We start from the raw sequence: 24,505 nt of genomic DNA, 5'->3' as shown, positions 1-24,505 counted from the left end.
CCGGGGCGGGGCGGCGGGGTCAGCGCTTCACGGCTCGCAGCACCACGAACTTGGGGTTCCCGGCGACGAGTTGGCAGTTGCCGAAGAGACGGCGCAGCTTGACGTGGTAGCCGAGGTGGCGGTTGCCGACCACCCAGAGCTCCCCGCCGGGCCGCAGCGCCCGCTTGGCGCCGGTGAACATCCGCCGGGCGGTGGCGTCGGTGGTGGCCTGGTGGGAGTGGAACGGCGGGTTGTTGAGCACCAGGTCCACCGAGCCGGGCGCCACCGCGTCCGCGGCCAGGGCGTCGGCGGTCAGGAACTCGGCCGCGGCGTCCGGGCCCAGGTTGGTGCGGAAGGTCTCCTCGGCGGAGGCCACCGCCTGGTGCGACTCGTCCACGAACACCAGCTCCGCGCCGGGCCCGGCCAGCGCGGCGGCCGTACCGACCACGCCGTTGCCGCAGCCCAGGTCCACCACACGGGCGCCCGGGGCGGGGACGGGCAGGTGGGCGAGGAGGAAGCGGGTGCCGATGTCCAGCCGATCGGCGCAGAAGGTGCCCGCGTGGTTGACGACGGTGCGGCCGGAGACCGGGCCGATGTCCGGGGGCAGCGCGTAGCGGTGCGGCCACGGGTTGGGGCCGGGGTCGAGCGCCCGGTCGGGGGTGCAGAAGATCAGCCGGGCCTTGCGGGCGGCCAGCGAGGTGCGGGTCGGGCCGAGGATCCGCTCGAAGAGCCGGAGCGTGGAGGTGTGGATCTCGGTGACCATGCCGGTGCCGATCACCACCGTGTCCTCGTGGAGGGCGGGGGCGAGCCGGTGCAGCTGGTCCTCCAGCAGGGCCAGGCTCTTGGGGACGCGCACCAGCAGCACGTCGATCCGCTCCGGCGGGGTGTCCCGGGTGGTGAGCAGCCGGGACTCGTCGACGGCGGCGCCGGCCCGGGCCAGGTTGGCCAGGGTGGCCCGGCGGCCGAGGTGGGAGTCGGTGATCTGGAACGGTCGGTGGTCGGCGAGCGCGGTGGTCAGCGCGCCCCAGCGGTCGCCGAGGACGGCGACCGTGCGGCCGGCCAGCCCGGTCGCGGCGCCGGCCGCGCTGTCCGCCTCGCCCGCGAGGTGGCGCAGCAGGTACTCGTCGGCGGCGTCCCAGGCCCGCAGCCGCTCGCGCGGATCCTCGGGGAAGCGGGTGAGTTCGAAGGTGCCCCACGGGGTGGCGAAGGCGGTGTCCGGCGGGGTCGCGGCGGGCGTGGTCTGGGGATTCATCGTGTTCTCAGGCTATCCGACGGCCCCCGGCGGCGATTACGGACGGATACTGGAAGGGGCCCGACCGAGAGGGGTGAGGGCGATGGAGTGGAAACTCGAAGTCGTGGTGGTCCCGGTGTCCGACGTGGACCGCTCGAAGCTCTTCTACGAGGAGCAGGCCGGGTTCACCGTCAACCACGACACCCTGCTGCGGGACGGGGTCCGGGTGGTCCAGCTGACGCCCCCCGGCTCGCCCTGCTCGATCGTGGTGGGCGAGGGCGTGATCGACTCGCCGCCCGGATCGGTCAAGGGGCTCCAGCTGGTGGTGCCCGACATCGAGCGGGCGCACGCCGAGCTGCAGGCCAGGGGCGTGCAGGTCAGCCCGGTCCAGCACTTCGTGGCGGGAGGCCGGGTCGACGGGCACGGCGAGGCCTGGAACAACTTCGTGTTCTTCAACGACCCGGACGGGAACGGCTGGGCGGTCCAGGAGGCGCCGCGCGCCGCGTAGGGCGGACCGGCCCCCGGCCTTGGGTAGGCTCCGAGGATGGCTGAACACGAGGGAAGCGTCCGGGTGGACAGCTGGATCTGGTCGGTCCGGCTGGTCAAGACGCGGGCGCTGGCGGCGGCCGCCTGCCGCGCCGGGCACGTCAAGGTGAACGGCGAGCGGGCCAAGCCCGCGCAGGCACTGAAGCCCGGCGACGAGGTGCGGGTCCGCGAGGAGGGGTACGAGCGGGTCGTGGTCGTGCGGCAGTTGATCCGCAAGCGGGTCGGCGCCGCGGTCGCGGCGGAGTGCCTGGTCGACAACAGCCCGCCGCGGCCGCCGCGCGAGTTCGTCGCGGCGGCCGGGACCCGGGACCGCGGGACCGGGCGGCCGACCAAGCGGGAGCGCCGCGAACTGGACCAGCTGCGCGGGCACTGAGCGGGCACCGAGCGGCCCCGGACGCCGGGGTCTCGGGTGCGGAGGGCCTCGGGTGCGGAAGAGCCGCGGAAGAGCCGCGGAAGAGCCGCGAAGCCGTTACGCGGCCGCGGTGGCGAGCACCCTGGCGAGGAAGCCGTCGAGGTTGGCCACCGTACGGTCGATCTGCAGCTCCAGCGGCAGCGACTCGTCGGGCCGGGTGACCAGGGTGGACTTCTTCAGCCCGCGCACGTAGAGCGAGCAGGCGAGGTCGGCGCAGATGTAGGTGCCGACCGTGTTGCCCTCGCGCCCGGCCACCCCGGCCCGGCGGGCGGCGAGCAGCGCCACCCCCGACCCGGCGTGCGCGGTGATGCACAGCGAGCACACGTTGGTCTTGGTCAGGCTGCGCCGGATCACCGGCGAGCGCAGCGTCACGCCGACCAGCTCGCCCCCGTACGGCGCCACCAGGTACGCCCGATCGGGCGCGCCCTGGTCCCGCCAGCCGAGGAAGTCCAGGTTCTCCCAGGGCAGTTCGGCCAGGCCCCGGGGCAGGTTGAGCCGACGGGCCTCGCCCTTGGAGCAGTTGACGAAGGACGCGCGGATCTCGTTCTCACCCAGGGATTCCATGCCGCGGAAGCTAACACCCGCCGACCGGCCGTGTCGCTCCGATTTTCACCCGGTCCGCACCGGGTGGGCGGCCTGGACGGCGAGCCGGCGCGGGGCGTCCTCGCCGATCCGGGTGAGCAGGTCGTCCAGGGCGAGGAAGGCCTCCCAGCGCTCCCGCCCGCCGGCGGCGGCGAGGCGCTCGACCACCAGGTCCTCCAGGTCCCGGACCCGCCTGTCCTTCCAGGCCTTGTCGGCCAGGCTGACCAGCAGTGACTCGACGGTGACACCGGGGCCGTCCCAGCTCGCGTGGGTGCGGGCGAAGCGGGCGAGGTGCTCGGGGACGCCGTGGGCGAGCAGCAGGGCGTGTCCGGCGGGCTCGTGCCGGGAGCCGGGGGCGGAGAGCTCCTCGGGGTGGACGGTCTTGCCGATGTCGTGGGTGGCGGCACCGTAGAGGACGGCCTCGCGGTCGAAGACCAGGCCCTCGCGGGCGCAGAACCCGGTGATCTCCTCGGCCACTTCGTGCACCAGGGCGAGGTGGGCGACCAGGCGGGGCGGGGCGTCGAGGGCGCGCAGCAGTTCGGCGACGTCCGGGGGAAGCGGCGGCAGGGCGGTGGCGGTCACGCCGCAGGGTAGCCGGGACGGTGAGGGACTGTCAGTGGGGGTCCGTAGGCTTCGACGGTCCGGTCCCGGCGTAGGAGGGGGGCGCCGGGACCGGACCTGAGCGGACGACCGAGAACTACCGGAGGCCGGCTGAGGTCACTTCTTGAAGGCGACGCCGGCGTACGCCGACACGTCCTGCCAGCCCTCGGGGAGTTCGGTGGTGGGGACGTGGCCCGCGGTGGGGCGCCAGAGCGGGAGCTGGACGAGCCCGGGGCCGGCGAACTCGAAGTCGCCGAAGAAGGGCTCGACGCCGGCGCGAGGGCGCAGCACGAGCGGGGCGCTGGCGCTGCGGTAGATGCGGGTGCCCTCGGAGGCGCTCTCGCGGGAGGCGAAGTCCGGGCTGCCGTGGGAGAGGATCAGCGCGCTGCCGGGGGCGAGCGCGTCGCGCAGGGTGTGGACGATCTGCTGGGCGCCCTCCTCGTCCCGGATGAAGTGCAGCACGGCGACGAGCATCAGCGCGACCGGCTGGGAGAGGTCGACGGCGCCGGCCAGCGCGGGGTGGCCGAGGATCGCGGCCGGGTCCCGCAGGTCGGCCTCGATCACCGAGGTGTGCCCGGCGGGGTGGCTCGCCAGCAGGGCGCGGGCGTGGGTGGCGACGATCGGGTCGTTGTCCACGTACACCACCCGGGCGTCCGGGGCGACCCGCTGGGCGACCTCGCTGGTGGAGCCGACGGCCGGGATGCCGGTGCCGATGTCGACGAACTGGCGCACGCCCCGGCCCGCCACGAACTCCACGGCGCGGCCGAGGAACTGCCGGTTGGTGCGGGCCAGCAGCGGCAGCGCGGGGTAGGCGGCTATCGCGGCCTGGGCGGCCTTGCGGTCGGCCTCGAAGTTGTCCTTGCCGCCGAGGTAGTAGTCGTACATCCGGGCGGTGTGCGGGACGCCGGTGTCCAGCTCGCTCGGCGGCTGCCAGTCGTCGGTTCTGGCCCAGTCCCACTCGGTGTCCGTGCCCCGGCCGGTCGCCGCGCCGTCCTCGTACATCCTGTCCGCCCCCAATGCGCAATACCGGAAGAGTTTGGCCACCGCCTGTCAACACGCGGTGCGCGGTGATCGTATCCAAGGACACGGCGCGGAAACAGCGGGAGTTCAGGTTTACGCAACTGCCGGTGACAGAGTGTGTGCACGTCAAGGCCGGTCCGGCCGACCGGACGGACCGGATCGCCCGCCGGAGCCGTCCTCTCTATGCTGGCTGCCGATGACTGCCGACCGCCGCACCGTACTGCGCTCCACCGTCCGCCTCGCCGCCCTCGCCGCCGCGGGCGGCCTGCTCACCGCCTGCGGCACCGGGAACCTCCGCCGGGCCGACCCGGGGGCGCTGGCCGCGCACCCCGGCACCGTGGACCCGCAGCACACCACCGACCCGGCCTGGAGCGGCGGCGAGGGCCCGGCCTCCGCCACGCCCGCCGACCCGGCGGAAGCCGGGCCCGACGGCGAGCCGACCGCCGCCGCCCAGCCGTCCACCCCGCCGGCCCCGCCGGTGCTGCCGCCGCTCGCGCCGGGCACCCCGGTCGAGGTCGCGTACGGGCCGCGCACCGGCAGGAACGTGGCGCTCACCTTCCACGGCAGCGGCGACCCGAAGCTGGCCACCGCGCTGCTGGAGGTCGCCGAGCAGCGCGGTGCCAGGCTGACCGTGATGGTCGTCGGCAGCTGGCTCGACCAGCAGCCGCAGATGGCCCGGCGGATCCTGGACGGCGGCCACGAGCTGGGCAACCACACCCAGAACCACCTCAACATCTCGGCCATGACACCGGAGCAGGCCCGTGCCGAGATCGCCCAGTGCGCGGAGCGCCTGCAGAAGCTCACCGGCTCGATCGGCCGCTGGTTCCGCCCCTCCGCCGCGCAGTACGCCACCCCGATGGTGCGCGAGCAGGCCAAGGCGGTCGGGTACGAGCACGTGCTGTCCTTCGACGTGGACCCGCGCGACTACAACGACCCCTCGGCCGCCGAGCTGCAGCGCCGGGTACTGAACTCGGCGCGCGGCGGCTCGGTGGTGGCACTGCACATGGGGCACCAGTGCACGGCGGACGCGCTGCCCGCGATCCTGGACGGCCTGGCCAAGGCGGGGCTCAAGCCGGTGACCGCCAGCCAGCTCTGCGCCTGACCCCCGGCCCCGGCCCGGGCATCCGGACGCTCCGGCCCGGACACCCGGTCAGACCATCGGGTCGTCGTCCTTGTACGGGCGCAGCCGCAGCGTGCGGGCGTCCGCGACGCGGATCGCCTCGGCTCGGTTGACCAGCTCCTCCAGGTCGTCCCGGCCGGCGTGGATGAACCGGCCGTGCAGCCCGTCGAAGCGGCCGCGGGCGGCGTCCACGATGACGGCCACCATGTACGGGATGGAGCCCCAGGCCGTGGTGTCCCGGAACATCGGCATCCCGGCGGTCATGTCGGTGGCCACCGCGCCCGGGCTGATGTCGAGGACCACGATGCCGTTGCGGGCGAGCGAGTCCGCCATGTTGTCGGAGAGCTGGAGCAGCGCGCCCTTGGAGGTGGCGTACGCCGTGTAGTTGCCGTCCGGGCGCAGCGCGAAGCCCGAGTTGAGGTTGACCACCCGGCCGCGCCGGCGGGCGACCATGCCGGGCAGCACGCAGCGCAGCAGGTTGTAGGGACCGCGCAGGTTGGTCTCGATCACCTGCCACCACTGGTTGGCGTCGGTCTCCCAGAGCGGCACCTCGGCGCGGTCGACCAGGCCGGCGTTGTTGATCAGCAGGGTGGTCGGCCCGAGGTCGCGCTCGATCACCCGGACCGCCTCGCGCACCGAGCCCGGGCGGGTGACGTCGGCGGTCACGGCGACGCCCCGGGAGCCGCGCTTGACGCACTCCTTGAGGGTGTCGGTCAGGGTCTCGTGGGTGCGGCCGACCAGGCCGACGGACGTCCCCTCGGCGGCCAGGCCGATGGCGAGTTCCCGGCCGATGCCCCGGCCGGCGCCGGTGATCAGGGCGACCTGTCCTGCGAGCGATCCCGTCGACACGCTGTGCTCCCTTCGTGCCCCCGGCCCTGTCCGCTTCGGCCCCGGCCCCCGTCTGCGGCATTCTGTCGGCCGACCGGCGGAACCGGCCCCGGGCACACGGGACCGGGGCTCCCGCCTCACCCGTTCGGGGGATTCCCGGCGGTGGCACCCGGCCGGGGAGGGGGTGACCTACTGGCCGGTACGGAGTAGTAACGTCGTCGGGGCGGTGACCGGTGCACCCATTCCGGTTCACCGGCCCGTCGTCCAGCAGCTCGCTGGGCCACCCGTAGCTGGGCGACCCCCAGCACCGTCGAAGGGCAACTGAGTGAGTGACATCGCGCGCGTCGGAGTGATCGGCTGCGGCCTGATGGGGTCGGGCATCGCCGAGGTCTTCGCCCGGGCCGGGCTGGACGTCCTGGTGTCGGAGGCCAGCGGTGAGGCGCTGGAGTTCGGCCGCACCCGGCTGACCAACTCCCTGGACACGGCGGTCAAGCGGGGCAAGCTGACGCCCGAGCAGCGGGACGAGGCGCTGGCCCGGCTGTCCTTCACCGTCGACCTGTCCGACTTCGCCGACCGCGACCTGGTGGTCGAGGCCGTCGCCGAGCGCGAGGACATCAAGGTCGGGATCTTCGAGACCCTGGACCGGGTGATCGAGCGCCGCGACGCGATCCTCGCCTCCAACACCTCCTCGATCCCGATCGTGAAGCTGGCCGCCGCCACCACCCGCCCGGAGCAGGTGATCGGCCTGCACTTCTTCAACCCGGCGCCGGTGCAGAAGCTGGTCGAGGTCATCCCCACGCTGACCACCTCGGCGACCACCACCGAGCGGGTGGAGGCCTTCGCCTCCCAGGTGCTCGGCAAGGAGCCGATCCGCGCCCGTGACCGGGCCGGCTTCGTGGTCAACGCGCTGCTGGTGCCGTACCTGCTGTCCGCGGTGCGGATGTTCGAGTCGGGCGTGGCCACCGCCTCCGACATCGACAAGGGCATGGAGGCCGGCTGCGCCCACCCGATGGGCCCGCTGCGGCTGTGCGACCTGATCGGCCTGGACACCATCGTCTCGATCGCCGAGTCGATGTACGACGAGTACAAGGAGCCGCTGTACGCCGCTCCCCCGCTGCTCTCCCGGATGGTGGACGCGGGCCTGCTGGGCCGCAAGTCCGGCCGGGGCTTCTACGACTACACCGCGAGCGCCTGACACCCCCGGCGCTCCCGGACGACGGGGCCCGGCGGCCGTGAACCGGCCGCCGGGCCCTCGTGCTCGGCGTGGCGTCAGCTGTTGATGGCGTAGCTGTCGCCGTAGACCTTCCACTTCAGCGGCGGGTTGAGGTCGAAGTTCTTGGCGTTGAGGAAGACCAGCTGCTCGGTGTCCACCCGGCTGGTGTCGGAGTGTGCCTCCTCCTTCTTCATGACCACCTTGCGGGCGTCCAGGAAGGCCTTGAGGTAGGTGGCCTCGTCGCCGCCCTGAGCGGGGGTCTTGGCCTTCTTCATCGCGGCGGCGCGGATGCCGCCGAAGCTGTCCGAGCTGTTGCCCGGGCCGTGCATGACGATGGCGTCGTAGTAGGCGAACTGGCCGAGCGCGCGCAGGCCGTCGCTCTTGGCCTGCTTGACGGCGGGGTTGAAGTACACCCGGTCGCGCTCGTCGTTCTGGGCCTGCTGGAAGACGGTGTCCTTGGCGGCGGTGGCCCAGTCCTTCTCGAACGCGGAGCCGAGGCCGGCGTGCGATTCGGTGCCGTTGACCTTCTTCAGGGCCGGCAGGTACTTGGCCAGGACGTTGCCGGGCTTGAGGTCGGTGTAGTGCTGGACCAGCTCCAGCATGTCACCGGTGCCGGAGCAGAAGCCGATGATGCCGGCGGTGTAGCCGCGGCCGTCCTTGATGTCCTCGATGTACTTGTACTGGGCCTTCCAGTCCAGCGACGAGTTCTCCGCGCTGGACACCAGCTGCATGGCGATGTCCTTCTTGTGCGGGTCGTCCAGCCCGACCCCCTTGAGCTGGACGGCGGCGGCCGGCGACGGGGCGGCCTGGGCCGCCGAGGTGGCCGCGACGGTGAGCGGCGCGGCCACCAGGGCGGCGGCGAGGGCGATGCGGAGGGCACGACGGGGCTGAGGGCGCATGGGGACGCTCCGATTCCTCGGGGGGTTAGGAAACTTTCCTAACGAGAAGTAGGAAAGCCGTCCGACCGCACTCCCGCAAGGGTTTTGACGGAACCTCTTCAAGGAAAGTTCGAAGCCGCAGGTCGCAGCCGTCGACCGGACGCCGGGTCAGAACGCCCTGCGCCGCACCCACCAGACCGCCGCCGCGCACAGGGCCACGGCGAGCAGGGTCATCCAGCCGAACTCGATGAACTGGAACGTCCAGTAGCGGCTGTCCGGCTGGTAGGACTCGTGCAGCGAATAGCCGCCCTCGCTCAGCAGCTTCTGGGCTCCGTAGTAGTCGCCGCCCAGGTCGTAGAGCCGGCCGAGGTCGAGTCGGTTCCCCGCCGGGTCGGTGACCCAGATGCCACCCTCCCAGCGGTGGTCCAGCGAGGTCTGGGCGAGCGTGTGCAGGGTGTCCTCGAGCGGTGCGCGGTAGTGGAAACGCAGCGACTCGGCCACCAGGGTGGTCACCACCGAGGCCACCACCCCGATCCCCAGCGCCACCACCGTCCGCCGCAGCACGACCCCGGCGAGCGCGGAAAGCGCGAAGACCAGCAGTACCCGTCCGACCAGCGCGGGCGGGGCACTGGTGAACACCAACGGAGTGAACCGCCCCCCGTGGACCGCCATCGGTTCGATCCACCAGCTGAGCGCCGCCGCCACCAGGGCCGTCGCGACGGCCAGCGCACTGCCGCCGACCACCAGCCCGCCGACCGTCCAGCGGGTGCGCCCGGCCCCCTGGGTCCACGCGAAGCGGACCGTGCCGTGCTCGAACTCCCGGGCCAGCAGCGGGGATCCGACGAACGCCCCGAGGGCGCCCCCGAGGAAGTACGTCACATTCCCACCGACCATCAGCTCGGGGCCGGACCCGCGCAGGAACTCCTTCCACCGCTCGTTGCAGGTCCGCAGCGCCATGTCGCACCCGGCCGCACCGGAGCGGTCCAGCCCTGCGTGGATGTAGTACCCGGTGACGCCCAGCAGGACGAGGAACCCGGCGAGGACACCCAGCAGGGTCCGCAGCGCGGGCCGGTGGCGCAGCACGGCCGCCCGCAGGACGGCGGAGCGGGGCGGTGCGAGGGACAGGGAGCTCACGGCAGCAGCACCTTCTCGTTCGACGGGACGGCCCCGCGCGGGCCGGGGAGCGCGGAGGCGGCCGGTTCGCGCAGGTAGGAGATCACCAACTCCTCCAGTCCGATGCGCTGTTGGCGCCAGGAGCCGGAGACCGGAGCGTCCGGGCCGCCGGTCCGCACCAGCAGGTGGGACTGAACGCCGGCCCGGCGGTCGCGGACCACCGGCAGCCGCCGCGCGACCGTGTCGGCCTCCGCGGTCGGGCCGGTCAGCATCCGGTGGCCGGCCAGCAGGTCGTCCACCTCCCCCGCCACCTGGACCCGGCCGCCGCCGAGCACCACCAGGTAGTCGCAGCTCTGCTCCAGCTCGTTGACGGCGTGCGAGGAGAACACCACCGACATCCCGTCCTCGGCCACCGCGGTCAGCAGCACGGCCATGAAGTCGTGCCGGGCGAGTGGGTCGAGGGACGCCAACGGCTCGTCCAGCAGCAGGAGTTCGGGCCGCTTGGCGAGGGCCAGGGCGAGCGAGACCTGGGCCTGCTGGCCGCCGGAGAGCCGGCCGTACCTGCGGTCCAGCGGGATGCCGAGGCCGTCCAGGTGGGTACGGGCCCGGGCCTCGTCCCAGCGGCGGTTGAGGTGTCGGCCCATCGCCAGCAGGTCGCGCACCGGCAGGCCGGGGTAGAGCGCGGCGTTCTGGGCGACGAAGCCGATCCGATCCAACGCGCGCGGCGAGCCGGGCAGTTGGTCGCCGAGGACGGTCAACGCGCCCTCGCTCGGCAGGGCCAGTCCGGCGGCCAGGCCGAGCATCGTGGTCTTGCCGGCGCCGTTCGGGCCGACCAGGGCCACCACGTGCCCGGCGGGGACGGCGAGCCGGCAGTCCCGCAGCGCCCAGGATCGGCGGTAGCGCTTGCCGAGCCCGGCGCAGTCGATCACCGTGTCCACGGCCATCAGGCCACCACCCCGCCCCGGCCCTCGCGCAGGTCGCGCAGCGCGTCCTCGAACACCGCGGCCATCCCCTCCTCGTCCAGCCCGGCGGTCCGCGCCGAGCACATCCAGTCCAGCAGCCCCCGGCGCAGCGCGGTCCGCTCGCGCAGCGGCACCACCCCGGCGGGCAGGCCCCGCACGAAGGTGCCCTGGCCCCGGCGGCCGGCCGCGAGGCCGCGGTGCTCCAGCTCGCGGTACGCCTTGAGCACCGTGTTCGGGTTGATCGCGAGGCCGGCCACCACCTCGCGCACCCGGGGCAGCCGGTCCCCCTCGGTCAACCAGCCCATCCGCAGCGCCTGTTCGACCTGCTGCACGAGCTGCAGGTAGGTCGGGACACCGGAGGCCGGGTCCAGACGGAACTCGATCGGGGAGGGCTGGTCGGCGTCTTTATCTACTTCCATAGGTAAAGAGATAAACGACGGACTGAGGTGCCGTCAACTCCGCGGAGGAGGAGGCGGGAAACGGAAAGGGCCCCGCCCCGGACTCGTGGTCCGGGACGGGGCCCTCCTCGGGCGCTGACGCGCCGGCTGCCGCGTCAGGCGCCGCGCAGCACCGCGCCGGTGCGGGCGACGGCCTCGGCGACGGCCGCCTCACGGGCGGCGGTGGCCTCGTCGGCGGTCAGGGTGCGGTCGACCGCGCGGAAGCGCAGCGCGTACGCCAGCGACTTCTTGCCCTCGCCGACCTGCTCGCCGGTGAACACGTCGAACAGCCGGATGGCCTCCAGCAGTTCGCCCGCGCCGGCACGCAGCGCGGCCTCGACCTCGGCCGCCGGAACGGCGGTGTCGACGATCAGCGCGACGTCCTGGGTCGCCACCGGGAAGCCGGAGACGGTCGGGCCGCCGACCCGCTCGGCGCCGTCGGCGGTGAGCAGGTCGATGTCGAGCTCCATCGCGGCGGTGCGGGCCGGCAGCCCGAGCGCCTTGACGACCCGCGGGTGCAGCTCACCGGCGTGGCCGACCACCCGGTCGGTGCCCGCCACCAGCAGCTCGGCGCAGCGGCCCGGGTGCCACGGCGCGAGCTGGCCCTGGCGGACGGCCAGCTCGATGCCGGCCGCCCGGGCCACCGTGCGGGCCGCCTCGACGGCGTCCGCCCAGGAGGCCTGGGCGCCCTTGCCCCACCAGCCCGAGGGCAGCCGCTCGCCCGCGAGGGCGACGGCGATGCGGCGCGGCTGGTCCGGCAGCGCGGCGTCCAGCGCGGCCAGCTCCTCGGCGCTGGGCCGGTGGTCGACCGCCGGGCGCGGGGCCACGCTCAGCTCGTCCTTGGGCAGGAAGACGGTGCCGGTCTCGAAGATCGCCAGGTCGGTGTTGCCCCGGCCGACGTTGCGGCGCAGCGCGCCGAGCAGGCCCGGCAGCAGCGTGGTGCGCAGCGCCGGCTCCTCGTCGTTCAGCGGGTTGACCAGCTTCACCGTGCGGCGGCGCCGGTCGTCCGCCTCCAGGCCGAGCGCCTCGAAGGCGGTCTCGCCGAGGAACGGGTAGTTGTTGACCTCGACGTAGCCGGCCCCGGCCAGCGCCACGCCGATCCGGCGGTGCACCCGCTGGGCCTCGGTCAGGCCCTTGCCCGGGGGGACGTTCGGCATCCGGGCGGGGACGTTGTCGTAGCCCTCCAGCCGGATGACCTCCTCGGCGAGGTCGTACGGGTCGGTGAGGTCGGGGCGCCAGGTCGGCGGGGTGACCTGCAGGATGTCGGCGCCGGAGACCGAGCAGCCGACCTCCTGCAGGCGCCGGGTGACGGTCTCGCGGCCGTACCCGGTGCCGGCCACCCGGTCGGGCAGGTCGGCGGCGATGGTGATGGTGCGCACCGGGTGCGGGGCGGCGATGTCGGTGACCCCGGCCTCGGCGGTGCCGCCGGCGATCAGGACCAGCAGGTCGACGGCGCGCTGCGCGGCGGCGCGGGCGGCCTCCGGGTCGACGCCGCGCTCGAAGCGCTTGGACGCCTCGGAGGGCAGCTTGTGCCGCTTGGCGCTGCGGGCGATGGCGACCGCGTCGAAGTGCGCCGCCTCGATGATCACCTCGGTGGTGCCCGGGCCTGCGGCCGGGTCGAGGATCTCGGTGGAGGCGCCGCCCATCACACCGGCCAGGCCGATCGGGCCGCTGTTGTCGCAGATCAGCAGGTCCTCGGCGGAGAGCTTGCGCTCGACCCCGTCGAGGGTGGTGAGCGCCTCGCCCTGCGCCGCCCGGCGGACGACGATCGGGCCGTCCACGCGCTGCTTGTCGTAGGCGTGCAGCGGCTGGCCGACCTCCAGCATCACGTAGTTGGTGATGTCGACGGTCAGCGAGATCGGGCGGATGCCCGACTTCTGCAGCCGGCGCTGGAGCCAGATCGGGGACTTGGCGTTCGGGTCGAGACCGACGACCGTACGGGCCACGAAGCGGTCACAGCCGGCCTGGTCGTTGACCTTCACCAGGTAGCCGAAGGAGTTCGCCGGCGGCACGTCGAGCAGCGCCGGGTCGGCCAGCGGCAGCCCGTACGCGGCGGCGGCCTCACGGGCCACGCCGCGCATGGACAGGCAGTAGCCGCGGTCCGGGGTGACGGCGATGTCGAGCACCTCGTCGACGAGCTGGAGCAGCTCGATGGCGTCGGTGCCGGCCTCGTACTCCGGCGGGAGCACGATGATGCCGTTGTGGTCGTCGCCCATGCCCAGCTCGCGGGCGGAGCAGATCATGCCGGCCGAGGTCTGGCCGTAGGTCTTGCGGGCGGCGATCGGGAACGGGCCGGGCAGCACGGCGCCCGGGAGCACGACGACGACCTTGTCGCCGACGGCGAAGTTCGTCGCACCGCAGACGATCTCCTGCGGCTCGCCGGTGCCGTTGGCGTCGCCGACGTTCACGAAGCAGTGCCGGATCGGCTTCTTGAAGCCGGACAGCTCCTCGATGGAGAGCACCTCGCCGACCACCAGCGGGCCCTTGAGGTCCGCGCCGATCTGCTCGACGGTCTCGACCTCCAGGCCGGCCCGGACCAGGCGCTCCGCGACGTCACGACCGGTCTCGCCGGCCGGCAGGTCGACGTACTCGCGCAGCCAGGAAAGCGGGACGCGCATCAGATCTCCATCCCGAACGGGAGGGTGAAGCGGACGTCACCCTCGACCATGTCGCGCATGTCGGCGACGTTGTGACGATTCATCAGGATCCGCTCCAGGCCCAGGCCGAAGGCGAAGCCGCTGTAGCGGTTGGGGTCGACACCGCAGGCGACCAGCACCCGCGGGTTGACCACGCCGCAGCCGCCGAGCTCGATCCAGCCCTCGGAGGAGCAGGTCCGGCACGGCCGGTCCGGGTTGCCGACGCTCTCGCCGCGGCACACGAAGCACTGGAGGTCGATCTCCGCGCTCGGCTCGGTGAACGGGAAGTACGAGGGGCGCCAGCGCAGCTCCAGGCCGCCGCCGATCAGCTTCTCGACCAGCACCTCGATGGTGCCCTTGAGGTCGGCGAAGGTGATGCCCTCGTCCACCGCGAGACCCTCGACCTGGCGGAAGACCGGGGTGTGGGTGGCGTCCAGCTCGTCGGTCCGGTAGACCCGGCCCGGGCAGACCACGTAGATGGGGGGCTCGCGGTCGAGCATGGTGCGGGCCTGGACCGGGGAGGTCTGGGTGCGCAGCACCACGCCGGAGTCGGCGGAGCCGTCCGGAGCCTGGACGAAGAAGGTGTCCTGCATCGAGCGGGCCGGGTGGTCCGGGCCCAGGTTGAGGGCGTCGAAGTTGAGCCACTCGGCCTCGACCTCGGGGCCCTCGGCGACCTGGTAGCCCATCGCGACGAAGGTGTCCTCGATGCGCTCGGCCATGGTGGTCAGCGGGTGCCGGGCGCCGCGCGGGGCGCGGTCGTACGGCAGCGTGACGTCCACCGCCTCCTCGACCAGCACGCGGGCGTCCCGCTCGGCCTCCAGCTCGGCCTGCCGCTTGGCGAGGGCCTGGTTGACGGCCCCGCGGGCCTGGCCGATCAGCTTTCCGGCGGCCGCCTTGGCGTGCGGGGGCAGGGCCCCGATCTCGCGGTTCGCGAGCGAGAGCGCGGAGCGGTCGCCGGTGTGGGCGACCTTGGCCTGCTTCAGCTCGTCCAGGGAGCCGGCGGCGGCGAACGCGGCGATCGCCTCGTCCCGCGCCTGCTCCACCACCTCGGGCTTGAGGGCCTCGACCTCGACCGGGTCGTACGACTTGTTGGGTGCCGACATCTCTATCTTTCCCGTGCTCCTGCTCGTCCGTGCTCAAGGTCTTGGGGTGAACGCCAAAGGTCGAGTGTAGTCGCAGCGTGTAGCGCCGCTCGGCGCCGCTTCCCCACAGCCCGCCCCGACGGAGCCCTAGAGCATGAAGTCCGGGACCCCGGCGGGCAGGATGAATCGGAACCGGGCGCCGGCGCCCGGGGCGCGGTCGACGCGGATCGAGCCGCCGTGGGCTTCCACGATGCCCTTGACGATGTAGAGGCCCAGGCCGGTGCCGCCGCGCTTGGAGCCGCGCCAGAAGCGGGTGAAGACGCGGGGCACCGACTCCTCGGGGATCCCGCCGCCTTCGTCGCTCACGGTGACCGCTGTGCCCTCCACGATGCGGGGTGGAGTGCCGTCGCGCTCCCAGAGGGGCGCCTCGACGACCTCCTTGGCCGGTGCCACCTCGATGGTGACAGTTCCGTCACCGTGCCGCACCGCGTTTTCCAGCAGGTTGGCGAGCACCTGGTCGACCTTGTCCGGGTCGGCCCACAGGACGGTCAGCGGCTCGCTGATCCGGATGTCGAAGCGGTCCTCGGGGATGCCGGTGGCGACCTTGCGCTCGACGTGCCGGCGCACCGCCGCGGCCAGGTCGACCACCTGCTTGCGCAGCTCCAGCCGGCCGGAGTCGATCCGGGAGATGTCCAGCAGTTCGGCGATCAGCCGGGTGACCCGGTCGGCGTCGGCGTCGACGGTCTCCAGCATCAGCCGCTTCTGCCCGTCGGTGAACCGCTCCCACTTGGCCAGCAGCGTCGCCGTGAAGCCCTTGACGCTGGTGAGCGGGGAGCGCAGCTCGTGCGCCACGGTGGCGATCAGCTCGGCGTGGCTGCGCTCGGTGCGGCGCCGGGCCTCGGTGCCGCGCAGGGCGATCACCAGGCGCTCCAGCGGCCCGCCCGGCGCGCTGCGCACGTACCGGGCGGAGACCAGCACCTCGCGCCCCCCGGGCAGCAGCAGGTTGCGCTCCGGCTGGCGGGTGCGGATGGCCAGGCCGCCGTACGGGTCGGTCAGCTGCCACCAGCGGCGGCCGTCCAGGTCCTCCAGCGGGAGGACGTCCTCCAGCTCACTGCCGAGCGCGGCCTGCGGGAGCACGCCGGTGAGCCGGGCCGCGACCCGGTTGAAGCAGACCACCCGGCCCAGCGCGTCGGCGACCACCAGGCCGTCCGGCAGGTCGTCCGGGTCGAGCTCGGGCCCGCTGCCGACCATGGGTTGCCTCCCCGATTACCCACCGTGCCGTTCCCCCCACAGAGGCAGACCCTAGCGCCTCCCGAGCCCGTGCAGTAGGGCTTGCAAGGGGGTGATCCGGACGCGCCCCCGGGGTGCGTCAGACGTTCGAACGGCAGCCGCCGGGCGAACGCTGGGCGCGGGCCGAGGCGTACAGGCAGACGGCCGCCGCGGTGGCCAGGTTGAGGCTCTCGGCGTGACCGTGGATCGGGACGCGCACGACCTCGTCGGTGAGCGCGCGGGTCTCCTCCGGAAGCCCCCACGCCTCGTTGCCGAACACCCATGCGCCGGGCGCGCCCAGGGTGCCCTCGTCCAGCTCCCGGTCCAGGTCGCGCTCCCCTGCGCCGTCCGCGGCGAGCACCCGGACGCCGGCCTCGCGCAGCCTGCCGACGGCCTCCTCGACCGGCACGCCGACCGCCACCGGCAGGTGGAACAGGCTGCCCACGGAGGCCCGGACGGCCTTCGGGTTGTAGAGGTCCACCGAGGCGTCGGTGAGCACCACGGCGTCCGCGCCGGCCGCGTCGGCCGTGCGCAGCACGGTGCCGGCGTTCCCGGGGTCGCGCACGTGGGCGAGGATCGCGACCAGCTTGGGGCGGGCCCGGAGCACCTCGTCGAACGGGGTGTCGATGAAGCGGCAGAGCGCCACGATGCCCTGCGGGGTCACCGTGTCGCAGATCCCGGCGATCACCTCGTCGGTGGCGGTCAGCACCGGCAGCCCCTCGGCCAGGGCGGCCTCGACGATGCCGGCGTGCCGTTCGGCGGCCTCCACGGTCGTGTAGACCTCGACCACGGCGTGCTCACCGGTGCCCGGCAGCCTGCCGAAGGCGATGGCCTCCCGGACGGCCTGCGGGCCCTCGGCCAGGAAGCGGCGCTCCTTGGTGCGCTGGTTGCGCTTGGCCAGCCGGCGGGCGGCCACGACGCGCGGCGAGCGCAGGGAGGTCAGCAGGGGGGTGTCGGTGCTCGGCATGGTCTCGTTCTCCGGAGGCGCTGAAGGAGGGGGCAAAGCAGGACCGGACCCGCAGGCGAGCCTGCGGGTCCGGTCAGAGCTCAACCGATCTCGGAAGATCAGGCGGCGTCGGCGGCGGCCTTCGGGGCGTTCACGTCGGCCGGCAGCGCCTTCTGGGCGACCTCGACCAGGGAGGCGAACGCACCCGGGTCGTTGACGGCCAGGTCGGCCAGCATCTTGCGGTCGATCTCGACGCTGGCGGCCTTCAGGCCCTGCACGAAGCGGTTGTAGGTGATGCCGTTGGCACGGGCCGCAGCGTTGATGCGCTGGATCCACAGCTGACGGAAGTCGCCCTTGCGCTTCTTGCGGTCGTTGAAGTTGTAGACCAGCGAGTGGGTGACCTGCTCCTTGGCCTTGCGGTACAGGCGCGAACGCTGGCCACGGTAGCCGCTGGCGCGCTCCAGGATGACCCGGCGCTTCTTGTGGGCGTTGACTGCCCGCTTGACGCGTGCCACTTGATTACTCCTTGGGTTGGACCACGGACTACTTCACGTGGTCCGTCATTCGAATGGGTCGGGAAGGATCAGCTGCCCCGCTCGCGGCTCGCGCCGGGCGGGAGGGCGATCACTTGCCGAGAAGCTTCTTGATCTTCTTGGCGTCAGCGGGGGCCAGCTCGACGGTCCCGGCCAGCTTGCGGGTCAGCGTCGAGGGCTTGTGCTCCAGGAGGTGGCGGCGGCCGGCGCGCTCGCGCAGCACCTTGCCAGAGCCACTGATCTTGAAGCGCTTGCTGGCGCCACTGTGCGTCTTCTGCTTCGGCATTTCGCCGTATCTCCTCGTCGGTCCCGTCCACGCCCGCGCGGCGTTTGCCACGCGGGCGTGAACTGGATGGATCTGCGGTGACCGGGCGGGCCGCCCCGTCACCCTGTGGGCCGGTCTCCCGGGCCCTCCTGGCCGGTGAAGGCTCAGGCGCCCTGGGAGGCGGCCGGCTGCTCGACCGGAGCGTCGGCCTCGACGGCCGGCGCCTCGGCCGGGGCGTCCTGCGCCTCGGTCACGGCGTCCTCGGTCACGGCGTCCTCGGTCACGACGTCCTCGGTCACGACGTCCTCGACCTCGGCGTCCTCAGGGGCGTCGGAGCCGGCGGTGCGGCCCTGACGCTCGGCCTTGCGGGCGTCCGCGAGGGCGCGGGCCTCGGCCATCGCCTCGGTCTTCTTCTTGTGCGGGCCAAGGACCATGATCATGTTACGGCCGTCCTGCTTGGGCGAGGACTCGACGAAGCCCAGGTCCTGGACGTCGTCGGCGAGCCGCTGAAGCAGACGGAAGCCCAGCTCGGGGCGGGACTGCTCACGACCGCGGAACATGATCGTGATCTTGACCTTGTCGCCCTGCTTGAGGAACCGGACGACGTGACCCTTCTTGGTGTCATAGTCGTGCGGGTCGATCTTCGGCCGGAGCTTCATCTCCTTGATGACCGTGTGCGCCTGGTTCTTGCGCGCCTCACGGGCCTTCATGGCCGACTCGTACTTGAACTTGCCGTAGTCCATGAGCTTGCACACCGGCGGCCGGGCGGTCGCCGCGACCTCGACCAGGTCGAGGTCGTACTCCTGCGCGAGCTCCAGCGCCTTGGCAAGCGGCACGATGCCGACCTGCTCGCCGCTGGGACCGACGAGTCGCACCTCGGGGACGCGAATCCGGTCGTTGATGCGGGGCTCGGTGCTGATGGGGCCTCCTCGGTTGCACCTTCTGCGATGCGGCCGTCGGACGGCGGTCGCACGTAGTGGACTCGACCACTGGGCGGGGCTTCATTCGTGCTGCGCTGTCCGGTACGTACACCGCCACACGAAAAAAGCCCCGCTCGGTACAAGCGGGGCTCCACACAACCGGGGGCTGCGCCCGGTGAGGGGCGCTGCGGCGACTCGGCACCAGGGGCGCCCGTCGCGGACCGGGACCCGTCGACCCGGAGGCCGATCAGGTGGGAGACTTTCGCGGTTGCCCTCTCGGGCCTCCTCGGTGGAGCCTCCACTTGCTGGCCGAGTGCCCATACGGGATCCCGGCCGGTCAGTCTCGAAGCTTACAGCGTCGGGGGGTCGAACGCTATTCCGCCCCGGCGCACTGCCTCGTCCGCGCCCCCTGGGGCCCTTGTACGCTCCACGTGTACCCACACGGCACGAAGGAACGAGCCTCCCTTGAGCAGCGAGCCCACCCAGACCCCCGGCGCGGACGACGACGCGATCGGCTTCGACGACCTCACCCGCGACATCGCCGAGGTCCCGGCCGTCGAGGTGATCACCACCGTCGCGGTGCACCTGATGAGCGCCGCCGCCGTCAAGTGCGGTCTCGCCGAGGGCGGCGAGAAGGACAAGGACCTGGACGAGGCCCGCAAGCTGATCACCGCGCTCGCCGGGCTCGTCACCGCCGGCGCCCCGGAGATCAGCAACTTCCACGCCGCGCCGCTGCGGGACGGGCTGCGCTCGCTGCAGCTCGCCTTCCGCGAGGCGTCCATCGTCCCGGACGCCCCGGGCGCCGGACCGGGCGAGAAGTTCACCGGGCCGGTCTACTCCTGAGACCGGACCTCGAAGGGAGTACCTACTGGACCAGTAGGTACTCCCTTCGGCGTTCTCAACGCCTGTGGAGCGGCTCCCCCGGCAGCTCCGCACTCGCCGGCAGCACCGCGAGGTCCAGCCCCCGGTCCAGCCGCACCCGCAGCACCGGGTCGGCGGCCACCGCCTGCCCGACCCGCTGCGCGGCCGCCTGCAGCCCGGCCTGGTCCAGCGCCGGGTCGAACACCACCGCGAGCACCCCGTCCGAGCCCTCCGAGGCCGCCAGCAGCCCGCTGACCACCTGCGGCTCGGCCGCCAGCAGCGCACGGACCGCCTCGCGCACCTCCGGGTCGCGGACCGGCGGCAGGAACGGGCGGTTCTCCGCGAGCGCCCGCAGCCGGGCGCCGCTCAGCTGAAACGGCACCGGCCCGGCCGGGTCGATCAGCAGGGTGTCGGCGCGCTCCGAGTAGGCGACCATCGCGGCCTGCGGGGCCGCCGTCGGTGCCGGGCGGGCGTCGGCGCGCCAGCGGGTGAGCGCCTCGAGCGACGTGAAGGCCGGCAACGCGCGGCGCCCGTCCGGGGCCTCCAGCACCGGGACGGCCATGTCGCTGGTCTTCTCGTGCCGGTGCCCGTCCGGGCTCACCTCGACCTCGCCGAGGATCGCGACGATCGGGACCATCAGCCGGGTGGGGGGCAGCGCCGCCAGCACCTGCGGCTCGGCCGCGCGGTCCTGCGACCAGCGGGCGAGGGCCTCGGCGAGCGCCGGGTCGGCGGTGCCGTCGTCGTCGGAGAAGCCGGGGTTCGGGATGCTCTTGCCGACGAACGCCGGGTTGGAGAAGTCTTTGCGGTCCACCCGCCCGACCCTATGCCACCGCGCGCGGACGGCCCCATTTCCCTGCACGCGGCCCCTACCCACCGGTAGCGCGCTGTGGCACCCTGCGCCCATGGTGATCCTCGACGCGCCCGCGACCGCACCCGCCCCGGTGTCCGACCGCCTCCGGTACGACCGCGCCACCGCCCACCTGGACGGGCCGGTGGCCGTCGTGGACCTCGCCGCGTTCGACGCGAACGCCGCCGACCTGGTCCGCCGGGCCGGCGGCAAGCCGATCCGGCTGGCCAGCAAGTCGATCCGCTGCCGGGCCCTGCTGGACCGGGCGCTGGCCGCGGACGGCTTCCTCGGGGTGATGAGCTTCACCCTGGACGAGTCGCTCTGGCTGGCCCGCACCGGCGTCAGCGACGTCCTGCTCGCCTACCCCTCCGCCGACCGGGCCGGCTTCGCCGAGCTGACCGCCGACCCGGAGGCCGCCCGCGAGATCACCGTCGTGCTGGACGACCCGGCCCAGCTGGACCTGATCGACGAGGCCCGCGGCGGCGACGCCGAGGTGCGGGTCTGCCTGGAGCTGGACACCTCGCTGCAGCTGCTCGGCGGCCGGGTCCGGGTCGGCGCCCGCCGCTCGCCGCTGCGCACCCCCGAGGACCTCGGCGCCTTCGCCGAGCTCGTCCAGCGCCGCCGGGGCTTCCGGGTGGTCGGCCTGATGGCGTACGAGGGGCACGTCGCCGGGGTGGGAGACCGGGTGCCCGGGCGGCCGGTGCGCTCCGGGCTGATCCGGTTGATGCAGGCCAAGGCCAGGACGGAGCTGGCCGAGCGGCGCGCGGCGGCGGTCCGGCGGCTGCGGCGGGTGGCCGACCTGGAGTTCGTCAACGGCGGCGGCACCGGCAGCGTGGAGTCCACCGTGGCCGAGCGCGCCGTCACCGAGGTGGCCGCCGGCTCCGGGCTGTACCAGCCGCAGCTCTTCGACAACTACCGCGCCTTCCGGGGCCGCCCGGCCGCGCTGTTCGGCCAGCCGGTGGTGCGCCGCCCCGGCCTCGGCGTGGTGACCGTCCTCGGCGGCGGCTACCCGGCCTCCGGCGCGGCCGGCCCGGACCGCTCCCCGGTGCCGTACCTGCCGGCCGGGCTGCGCTACGACCCGGCGGAGGGCGCCGGGGAGGTGCAGACCCCGCTGCTCGGCTCGGCGGCGGACGACCTGCTGATCGGCGACCGGGTCTGGTTCCGGCACGCCAAGGCGGGCGAGCTGTGCGAACGCTTCGCCGAGCTGCACCTGGTCGAGGGCGACCGGATCGTACGGACCGCGCCGACGTACCGGGGCGAGGGCAAGACGTTCCTCTGACGCCTCGTCCGCCCTTGCCCTACCGTGGTGCCGACACTGCGGTACGACAAGGGAGCAGCATGGACGCCGAACTCGTGCAGGAGATGCTGAGGTCCGGGGCGACCTCGGTGGCCGGGCTGATGGCCACGGCCGCCTGGAACCAGGCCAGTTCGCGGATCGCCCGGCTGCTCGGGCGCGGCGAGCGGGACGAGGAGGCGAGCGCGGAGCTGGAGGTGATCCGCGCCGAGGTGCTGGAGGCGGGCGGCGACGAGGAGGTCCTGGCCGACCAGGCCGCGGCGGTTCGCAACCGGCTGCGCGCGCTGTTCCGGGCGAACCCGGAGGCGGCCGAGGAGCTCTTCGAGATCCTCCAGGAGTTCCTTCCCGGCCAGTTCCACAAGGAGCCCGGCGGGACGTACATCATCAACATCATCAGCGGGAGCACGACCGTCAACAGCGACCTCGTGATCCAGGCCGGCAGCGTCCACGGCTTGCAGCGCTGACCTTTCCGGAGCCTTAACGGGGCCCGATGGAACGGCTAACCACAGCCGTCCATCGGGCCTTTGCGCTGCTCGGGGGCCTACAGTCCGTCAACAAGCGCAGCACGCGCGGCTATTGCCTTCTGGTCCAGACCAATCCTACGCTTCGGCCCGGGGGTCGCGCGCCGGGCCGGCGGCTCCCGAACGGGCAGGCGTGCCCGTTCCCCCACACACGCCCGGAACGACGGTCGAGGAGTCCCCACCCCATGTCCATCAAGCGAACCGCCCTGTCCGTCGGCGTGATCGGCGCCGCGGTCGTCGCGGTGGCCGGTGCCACCGCCGGTACCGCCAGCGCCCACGGCACGATGACCAACCCCGTGAGCCGCGTCGCCGCCTGCTACGCCGAGGGCCCCGAGCACCCGGTGTCCCAGGTCTGCAAGGACCTCGTCGCCGCCGGCGGCACCCAGCCGCTGTACGACTGGAACGAGGTCAACATCGCCAACGCCAACGGCAACTCCCAGGCGCTGATCCCGGACGGCAAGCTCTGCTCGGCCAACCGGGACAAGTACGCGGCGCTGGACTGGCCGCGCACCGACTGGCCGGCTACCGCGGTGAAGGCCGGCGCCTTCACCTTCCAGTTCCGCACCACCGCGCCGCACGTCGGCACCCAGACCGTCTACATCACCAAGCCGAGCTACGACCCCACCAAGCCGCTGAAGTGGTCGGACCTCGACTCGACCCCGGTCGCCCAGGTGCAGGTCGACCGCAACGCCGTCAACGGCTTCTACACCTACTCCGGCACCCTGCCGCAGCGCACCGGCCGTCAGGTCCTCTACACGGTGTGGCAGCGCAGCGACAGCCCGGAGGCCTTCTACTCCTGCTCCGACGTCGACTTCGGCGCCTCCACCACCGCCGTGTCGGCGCTCGCCGCCCAGGCTCCGGCCGCGCCCAGCGACGCCCAGATCGCGGCCGACGCCTCCAAGTCCACGGTCGCCCACCACGGCCACGGCGGGGACCCGGACTCCCCGGCCGGCCGGGTGATCCCGACCGCCTCCGCGGCCGTGGGCGGCACCTCGGCCACCGGTCCGCTGCTGCTCGCCGGCGCCGCCGCGATCGGTGTCGGCTGGGCCGGCATGGTGCTCCGGCGCCGTCGTGTCGAGGCTGTTCGACGCGACTCCTGACGCCGGGCGCGGGACCGGGCCGGCCACTCCCCCGTCCGGCCCGGTCCCGTGACACCACCCCGCGCGACGACGAACGGCGGCCCACCCGGTTTCCCTCCGGGTGGGCCGCCGCCGTGTGGTGTGAGGAGCGCGGGGCTCAGGTGGTGGTGCCGCCGGCGCCGGCGCCCGCGCCGGGCCCGCCGGAGCCGGTCCCGGGCAGGCCGGGGATGGCCGGGAGCTTGCCCTTGTAGGTGGTGATGCCCTGGACGATGGTGTCCATCACCGCGACGTCCGGCGACTTGTCGGCGATGTCGAAGCCGAAGTGCACCGAGAGCAGCGACTTCCCGTCGGCGGACGGGAAGACCACGGTCTGCACGTAGCCGCTGTTGCCCTTGGGCACGTCCACCTTCCAGCGGACCAGGTAGCCGTCCTGGCCGTTGACCTTCACGGCCTCGGACTTGAGCTCCTGGTGCCCGGTGACGTCGCCGTACGAGTCCTTGGCCGCCGACGCGATGTCGGCCTTGGCCGCCGCCTGGACGTCGGTGCCGCCGCCGGTGATCCGGCCGGTGTTCGCGCCGCCGAGGGAGCACTGGTCCTGGCCGTCCACGCAGGTGTACGAGCCGACGGTGAGCATGGCGTACCCCTTGTCGGTGGTGCCGCCCTGCCAGCCGTCCGGGACCGGCAGGACGATCCGGTTGACCACGTCGATCGCCTGGTCGGTGCTCGGGCGGGTCCGGCCGCCGCCGTTGCCACCCCCGCCCCCGTTGCCGCCCTTGCCGTCCCCGCCCCCGCCGTCGCCGGGGTCGCCGAAGCCCGGGATGCCGCCCCACGGGCCGTTGCCGCCCTGCGGGGCCGGGCGGGCGCTGCGTGGGTCGCGGTCCTGGTGGCCGTCCGTCGCGAGGTAGGTGATCCCCGAGCCCGCGCCGAGGCCGAGCAGGGCGGCGAGGGTGGTCGCGACCACCAGCTTGGAGGGCTTGCGCCGGGGCTTGCGCGGCGGCCCGGCGGGCGAGCCGTAGGCGGTGCCGAAGGGCGGCGGCTCCGGGTAGCGGACGGTCGGGCCGCTGTCCAGCACCTCGCCCTCCAGCACCCGGGGCTGCTCGGCCGTCCCCGGCTGCGGGGCCGCGGCGGCCGTCGGCTCCGCCTGCGGGGAGTCCGGAGCGCCCGCCGGGGCGCCCGGTGCCGGGGCGTCCGAGGGCGCGGGCCGGGTGTCGGCCGTCCAGCCCCTGCCGTCCCACCACCGCTGCGGCCTCGGGTCGCCGGAGGTGTCCTTCGGGTCCGGGTACCACCCGGCGGGAATCTGCTCGCTCACGGTAGAGAAATCTAAAGGCAGC

General features: G+C 73.4%; 26 protein-coding genes. 8 read left to right on the top strand and 18 right to left on the bottom strand.

Going from position 1 to position 24,505, the window contains the following annotated elements:
- Positions 1-19 precede the first annotated feature (19 nt).
- Positions 20-1,231, bottom strand: coding sequence for a methyltransferase (locus ACGF13_RS15985; RefSeq protein WP_392874570.1), 1,212 nt, complete (start codon positions 1,229-1,231; stop codon positions 20-22).
- An 82-nt stretch (positions 1,232-1,313) separates the two neighbouring features.
- On the opposite strand from ACGF13_RS15985, the gene ACGF13_RS15980 reads away from it, so the two are divergent.
- Both ACGF13_RS15980 and ACGF13_RS15975 read left to right on the top strand, forming a co-directional pair.
- A complete protein-coding gene (locus tag ACGF13_RS15980) occupies positions 1,314-1,718 on the top strand; it encodes a VOC family protein (protein ID WP_392874567.1) in 405 nt (134 codons plus the stop codon).
- A 36-nt stretch (positions 1,719-1,754) separates the two neighbouring features.
- Complete coding sequence (locus ACGF13_RS15975) at positions 1,755-2,129, top strand: RNA-binding S4 domain-containing protein (RefSeq protein ID WP_392874564.1); 375 nt, start codon at positions 1,755-1,757, stop codon at positions 2,127-2,129.
- 96 nt (positions 2,130-2,225) lie between these two features.
- Here the strand turns inward: ACGF13_RS15975 and ACGF13_RS15970 are convergent, their stop codons facing one another.
- From ACGF13_RS15970 to ACGF13_RS15960, 3 genes are all read right to left on the bottom strand, one after another.
- Complete coding sequence (locus tag ACGF13_RS15970; RefSeq protein WP_392874561.1) at positions 2,226-2,732, bottom strand: FBP domain-containing protein; 507 nt, start codon at positions 2,730-2,732, stop codon at positions 2,226-2,228.
- A gap of 45 nt (positions 2,733-2,777) precedes the next feature.
- The gene (locus ACGF13_RS15965; RefSeq protein WP_392874558.1) at positions 2,778-3,332 is read right to left on the bottom strand and encodes an HD domain-containing protein; all 555 of its coding nucleotides are present in this window, start codon (positions 3,330-3,332) and stop codon (positions 2,778-2,780) included.
- A gap of 135 nt (positions 3,333-3,467) precedes the next feature.
- Entirely contained in the window at positions 3,468-4,352 is an 885-nt protein-coding gene (locus tag ACGF13_RS15960; protein WP_392874555.1) for an SAM-dependent methyltransferase, read from the bottom strand.
- A gap of 214 nt (positions 4,353-4,566) precedes the next feature.
- Here ACGF13_RS15960 and ACGF13_RS15955 point away from each other — a divergent pair, with 214 nt between their 5' ends.
- Positions 4,567-5,472 (top strand): polysaccharide deacetylase family protein, encoded by a 906-nt coding sequence (locus ACGF13_RS15955; protein ID WP_392874552.1) that lies wholly within the window; start codon positions 4,567-4,569, stop codon positions 5,470-5,472.
- Between the two features lie 48 nt (positions 5,473-5,520).
- Here ACGF13_RS15955 and ACGF13_RS15950 read toward each other — a convergent pair whose 3' ends face one another.
- Positions 5,521-6,339, bottom strand: coding sequence for an SDR family NAD(P)-dependent oxidoreductase (locus tag ACGF13_RS15950; protein ID WP_392874549.1), 819 nt, complete (start codon positions 6,337-6,339; stop codon positions 5,521-5,523).
- Positions 6,340-6,643: 304 nt separating this feature from the next.
- On the opposite strand from ACGF13_RS15950, the gene ACGF13_RS15945 reads away from it, so the two are divergent.
- Complete coding sequence (locus ACGF13_RS15945; protein WP_392874546.1) at positions 6,644-7,513, top strand: 3-hydroxybutyryl-CoA dehydrogenase; 870 nt, start codon at positions 6,644-6,646, stop codon at positions 7,511-7,513.
- Between the two features lie 74 nt (positions 7,514-7,587).
- Here the strand turns inward: ACGF13_RS15945 and ACGF13_RS15940 are convergent, their stop codons facing one another.
- The 11 genes from ACGF13_RS15940 to infC all read right to left on the bottom strand — a co-directional run bounded on the left by ACGF13_RS15940 (position 7,588) and on the right by infC (position 18,572).
- Complete coding sequence (locus ACGF13_RS15940) at positions 7,588-8,430, bottom strand: chitosanase (protein ID WP_392874544.1); 843 nt, start codon at positions 8,428-8,430, stop codon at positions 7,588-7,590.
- Between the two features lie 147 nt (positions 8,431-8,577).
- Positions 8,578-9,543 (bottom strand): ABC transporter permease subunit, encoded by a 966-nt coding sequence (locus ACGF13_RS15935; RefSeq protein WP_392874542.1) that lies wholly within the window; start codon positions 9,541-9,543, stop codon positions 8,578-8,580.
- On the bottom strand, positions 9,540-10,466 hold the full coding sequence (locus ACGF13_RS15930) for an ATP-binding cassette domain-containing protein (protein ID WP_392874539.1): 927 nt from the start codon (positions 10,464-10,466) through the stop codon (positions 9,540-9,542). Before ACGF13_RS15930 ends, ACGF13_RS15935 begins: the two co-directional genes overlap by 4 nt.
- On the bottom strand, positions 10,466-10,903 hold the full coding sequence (locus ACGF13_RS15925; RefSeq protein WP_392874536.1) for a GntR family transcriptional regulator: 438 nt from the start codon (positions 10,901-10,903) through the stop codon (positions 10,466-10,468). The genes ACGF13_RS15930 and ACGF13_RS15925 overlap by 1 nt, the downstream gene beginning before the upstream one ends.
- A 134-nt stretch (positions 10,904-11,037) precedes the next feature.
- Entirely contained in the window at positions 11,038-13,539 is a 2,502-nt protein-coding gene (pheT, locus tag ACGF13_RS15920; RefSeq protein ID WP_392874533.1) for a phenylalanine--tRNA ligase subunit beta, read from the bottom strand.
- Entirely contained in the window at positions 13,539-14,660 is a 1,122-nt protein-coding gene (gene pheS / locus ACGF13_RS15915) for a phenylalanine--tRNA ligase subunit alpha (protein WP_316520288.1), read from the bottom strand. The genes pheT and pheS overlap by 1 nt, the downstream gene beginning before the upstream one ends.
- A 126-nt stretch (positions 14,661-14,786) precedes the next feature.
- Entirely contained in the window at positions 14,787-15,890 is a 1,104-nt protein-coding gene (locus ACGF13_RS15910) for an ATP-binding protein (protein ID WP_392874529.1), read from the bottom strand.
- Between the two features lie 118 nt (positions 15,891-16,008).
- Positions 16,009-16,875, bottom strand: a complete 867-nt coding sequence (locus ACGF13_RS15905) for a TrmH family RNA methyltransferase (RefSeq protein WP_392874526.1) — start codon at positions 16,873-16,875, stop codon at positions 16,009-16,011.
- A gap of 98 nt (positions 16,876-16,973) precedes the next feature.
- Positions 16,974-17,369 carry a 50S ribosomal protein L20 gene (rplT, locus tag ACGF13_RS15900; RefSeq protein WP_030055649.1) on the bottom strand — a complete coding sequence of 132 codons (396 nt, stop codon included), beginning with the start codon at positions 17,367-17,369 and terminating at the stop codon, positions 16,974-16,976.
- 109 nt (positions 17,370-17,478) lie between these two features.
- Positions 17,479-17,673 carry a 50S ribosomal protein L35 gene (gene rpmI, locus ACGF13_RS15895; RefSeq protein WP_030055648.1) on the bottom strand — a complete coding sequence of 65 codons (195 nt, stop codon included), beginning with the start codon at positions 17,671-17,673 and terminating at the stop codon, positions 17,479-17,481.
- Positions 17,674-17,816: 143 nt separating this feature from the next.
- Entirely contained in the window at positions 17,817-18,572 is a 756-nt protein-coding gene (infC, locus tag ACGF13_RS15890; protein WP_392875759.1) for a translation initiation factor IF-3, read from the bottom strand.
- 465 nt (positions 18,573-19,037) lie between these two features.
- Here infC and ACGF13_RS15885 point away from each other — a divergent pair, with 465 nt between their 5' ends.
- A complete protein-coding gene (locus ACGF13_RS15885) occupies positions 19,038-19,415 on the top strand; it encodes a DUF1844 domain-containing protein (RefSeq protein ID WP_224281591.1) in 378 nt (125 codons plus the stop codon).
- Positions 19,416-19,470: 55 nt separating this feature from the next.
- Here the strand turns inward: ACGF13_RS15885 and ACGF13_RS15880 are convergent, their stop codons facing one another.
- The gene (locus ACGF13_RS15880; RefSeq protein ID WP_392874523.1) at positions 19,471-20,244 is read right to left on the bottom strand and encodes an SseB family protein; all 774 of its coding nucleotides are present in this window, start codon (positions 20,242-20,244) and stop codon (positions 19,471-19,473) included.
- A 91-nt stretch (positions 20,245-20,335) separates the two neighbouring features.
- Between ACGF13_RS15880 and ACGF13_RS15875 the strand changes: the two genes are divergently transcribed.
- The 3 genes from ACGF13_RS15875 (at position 20,336) to ACGF13_RS15865 (ending at position 23,195) form a co-directional block, all read left to right on the top strand.
- Positions 20,336-21,559, top strand: coding sequence for an amino acid deaminase/aldolase (locus ACGF13_RS15875; RefSeq protein ID WP_392874520.1), 1,224 nt, complete (start codon positions 20,336-20,338; stop codon positions 21,557-21,559).
- 59 nt (positions 21,560-21,618) lie between these two features.
- On the top strand, positions 21,619-22,038 hold the full coding sequence (locus ACGF13_RS15870) for a hypothetical protein (RefSeq protein ID WP_392874517.1): 420 nt from the start codon (positions 21,619-21,621) through the stop codon (positions 22,036-22,038).
- Between the two features lie 242 nt (positions 22,039-22,280).
- On the top strand, positions 22,281-23,195 hold the full coding sequence (locus ACGF13_RS15865; protein ID WP_392874514.1) for a lytic polysaccharide monooxygenase: 915 nt from the start codon (positions 22,281-22,283) through the stop codon (positions 23,193-23,195).
- Positions 23,196-23,331: 136 nt separating this feature from the next.
- Here the strand turns inward: ACGF13_RS15865 and ACGF13_RS15860 are convergent, their stop codons facing one another.
- The gene (locus ACGF13_RS15860; protein WP_392874511.1) at positions 23,332-24,483 is read right to left on the bottom strand and encodes a DUF2510 domain-containing protein; all 1,152 of its coding nucleotides are present in this window, start codon (positions 24,481-24,483) and stop codon (positions 23,332-23,334) included.
- Between the last annotated feature and the right edge of the window lie 22 nt (positions 24,484-24,505).

This window comes from Kitasatospora sp. NPDC048286 (assembly GCF_043201735.1).
In the GTDB taxonomy this organism is placed as follows: domain Bacteria; phylum Actinomycetota; class Actinomycetes; order Streptomycetales; family Streptomycetaceae; genus Kitasatospora.
This window is presented reverse-complemented; position numbering and strand designations above follow the sequence as displayed.

What these genes read in the sequence shown, in the direction of transcription:
- ACGF13_RS15905 (WP_392874526.1), bottom strand. Translation starts at nt 16,875, where the DNA reads ATGCCGAGCACCGACACCCCCCTGCTGACCTCCCTGCGCTCGCCGCGC.
- ACGF13_RS15970 (WP_392874561.1), bottom strand. Translation starts at nt 2,732, where the DNA reads ATGGAATCCCTGGGTGAGAACGAGATCCGCGCGTCCTTCGTCAACTGC.
- ACGF13_RS15960 (WP_392874555.1), bottom strand. Translation starts at nt 4,352, where the DNA reads ATGTACGAGGACGGCGCGGCGACCGGCCGGGGCACGGACACCGAGTGG.
- ACGF13_RS15870 (WP_392874517.1), top strand. Translation starts at nt 21,619, where the DNA reads ATGGACGCCGAACTCGTGCAGGAGATGCTGAGGTCCGGGGCGACCTCG.
- ACGF13_RS15925 (WP_392874536.1), bottom strand. Translation starts at nt 10,903, where the DNA reads ATGGAAGTAGATAAAGACGCCGACCAGCCCTCCCCGATCGAGTTCCGT.
- ACGF13_RS15930 (WP_392874539.1), bottom strand. Translation starts at nt 10,466, where the DNA reads ATGGCCGTGGACACGGTGATCGACTGCGCCGGGCTCGGCAAGCGCTAC.
- rpmI (WP_030055648.1), bottom strand. Translation starts at nt 17,673, where the DNA reads ATGCCGAAGCAGAAGACGCACAGTGGCGCCAGCAAGCGCTTCAAGATC.
- ACGF13_RS15910 (WP_392874529.1), bottom strand. Translation starts at nt 15,890, where the DNA reads ATGGTCGGCAGCGGGCCCGAGCTCGACCCGGACGACCTGCCGGACGGC.
- ACGF13_RS15940 (WP_392874544.1), bottom strand. Translation starts at nt 8,430, where the DNA reads ATGCGCCCTCAGCCCCGTCGTGCCCTCCGCATCGCCCTCGCCGCCGCC.
- ACGF13_RS15980 (WP_392874567.1), top strand. Translation starts at nt 1,314, where the DNA reads ATGGAGTGGAAACTCGAAGTCGTGGTGGTCCCGGTGTCCGACGTGGAC.
- ACGF13_RS15985 (WP_392874570.1), bottom strand. Translation starts at nt 1,231, where the DNA reads ATGAATCCCCAGACCACGCCCGCCGCGACCCCGCCGGACACCGCCTTC.
- pheT (WP_392874533.1), bottom strand. Translation starts at nt 13,539, where the DNA reads ATGCGCGTCCCGCTTTCCTGGCTGCGCGAGTACGTCGACCTGCCGGCC.
- ACGF13_RS15975 (WP_392874564.1), top strand. Translation starts at nt 1,755, where the DNA reads ATGGCTGAACACGAGGGAAGCGTCCGGGTGGACAGCTGGATCTGGTCG.
- ACGF13_RS15955 (WP_392874552.1), top strand. Translation starts at nt 4,567, where the DNA reads ATGACTGCCGACCGCCGCACCGTACTGCGCTCCACCGTCCGCCTCGCC.
- ACGF13_RS15875 (WP_392874520.1), top strand. Translation starts at nt 20,336, where the DNA reads ATGGTGATCCTCGACGCGCCCGCGACCGCACCCGCCCCGGTGTCCGAC.
- pheS (WP_316520288.1), bottom strand. Translation starts at nt 14,660, where the DNA reads ATGTCGGCACCCAACAAGTCGTACGACCCGGTCGAGGTCGAGGCCCTC.
- ACGF13_RS15865 (WP_392874514.1), top strand. Translation starts at nt 22,281, where the DNA reads ATGTCCATCAAGCGAACCGCCCTGTCCGTCGGCGTGATCGGCGCCGCG.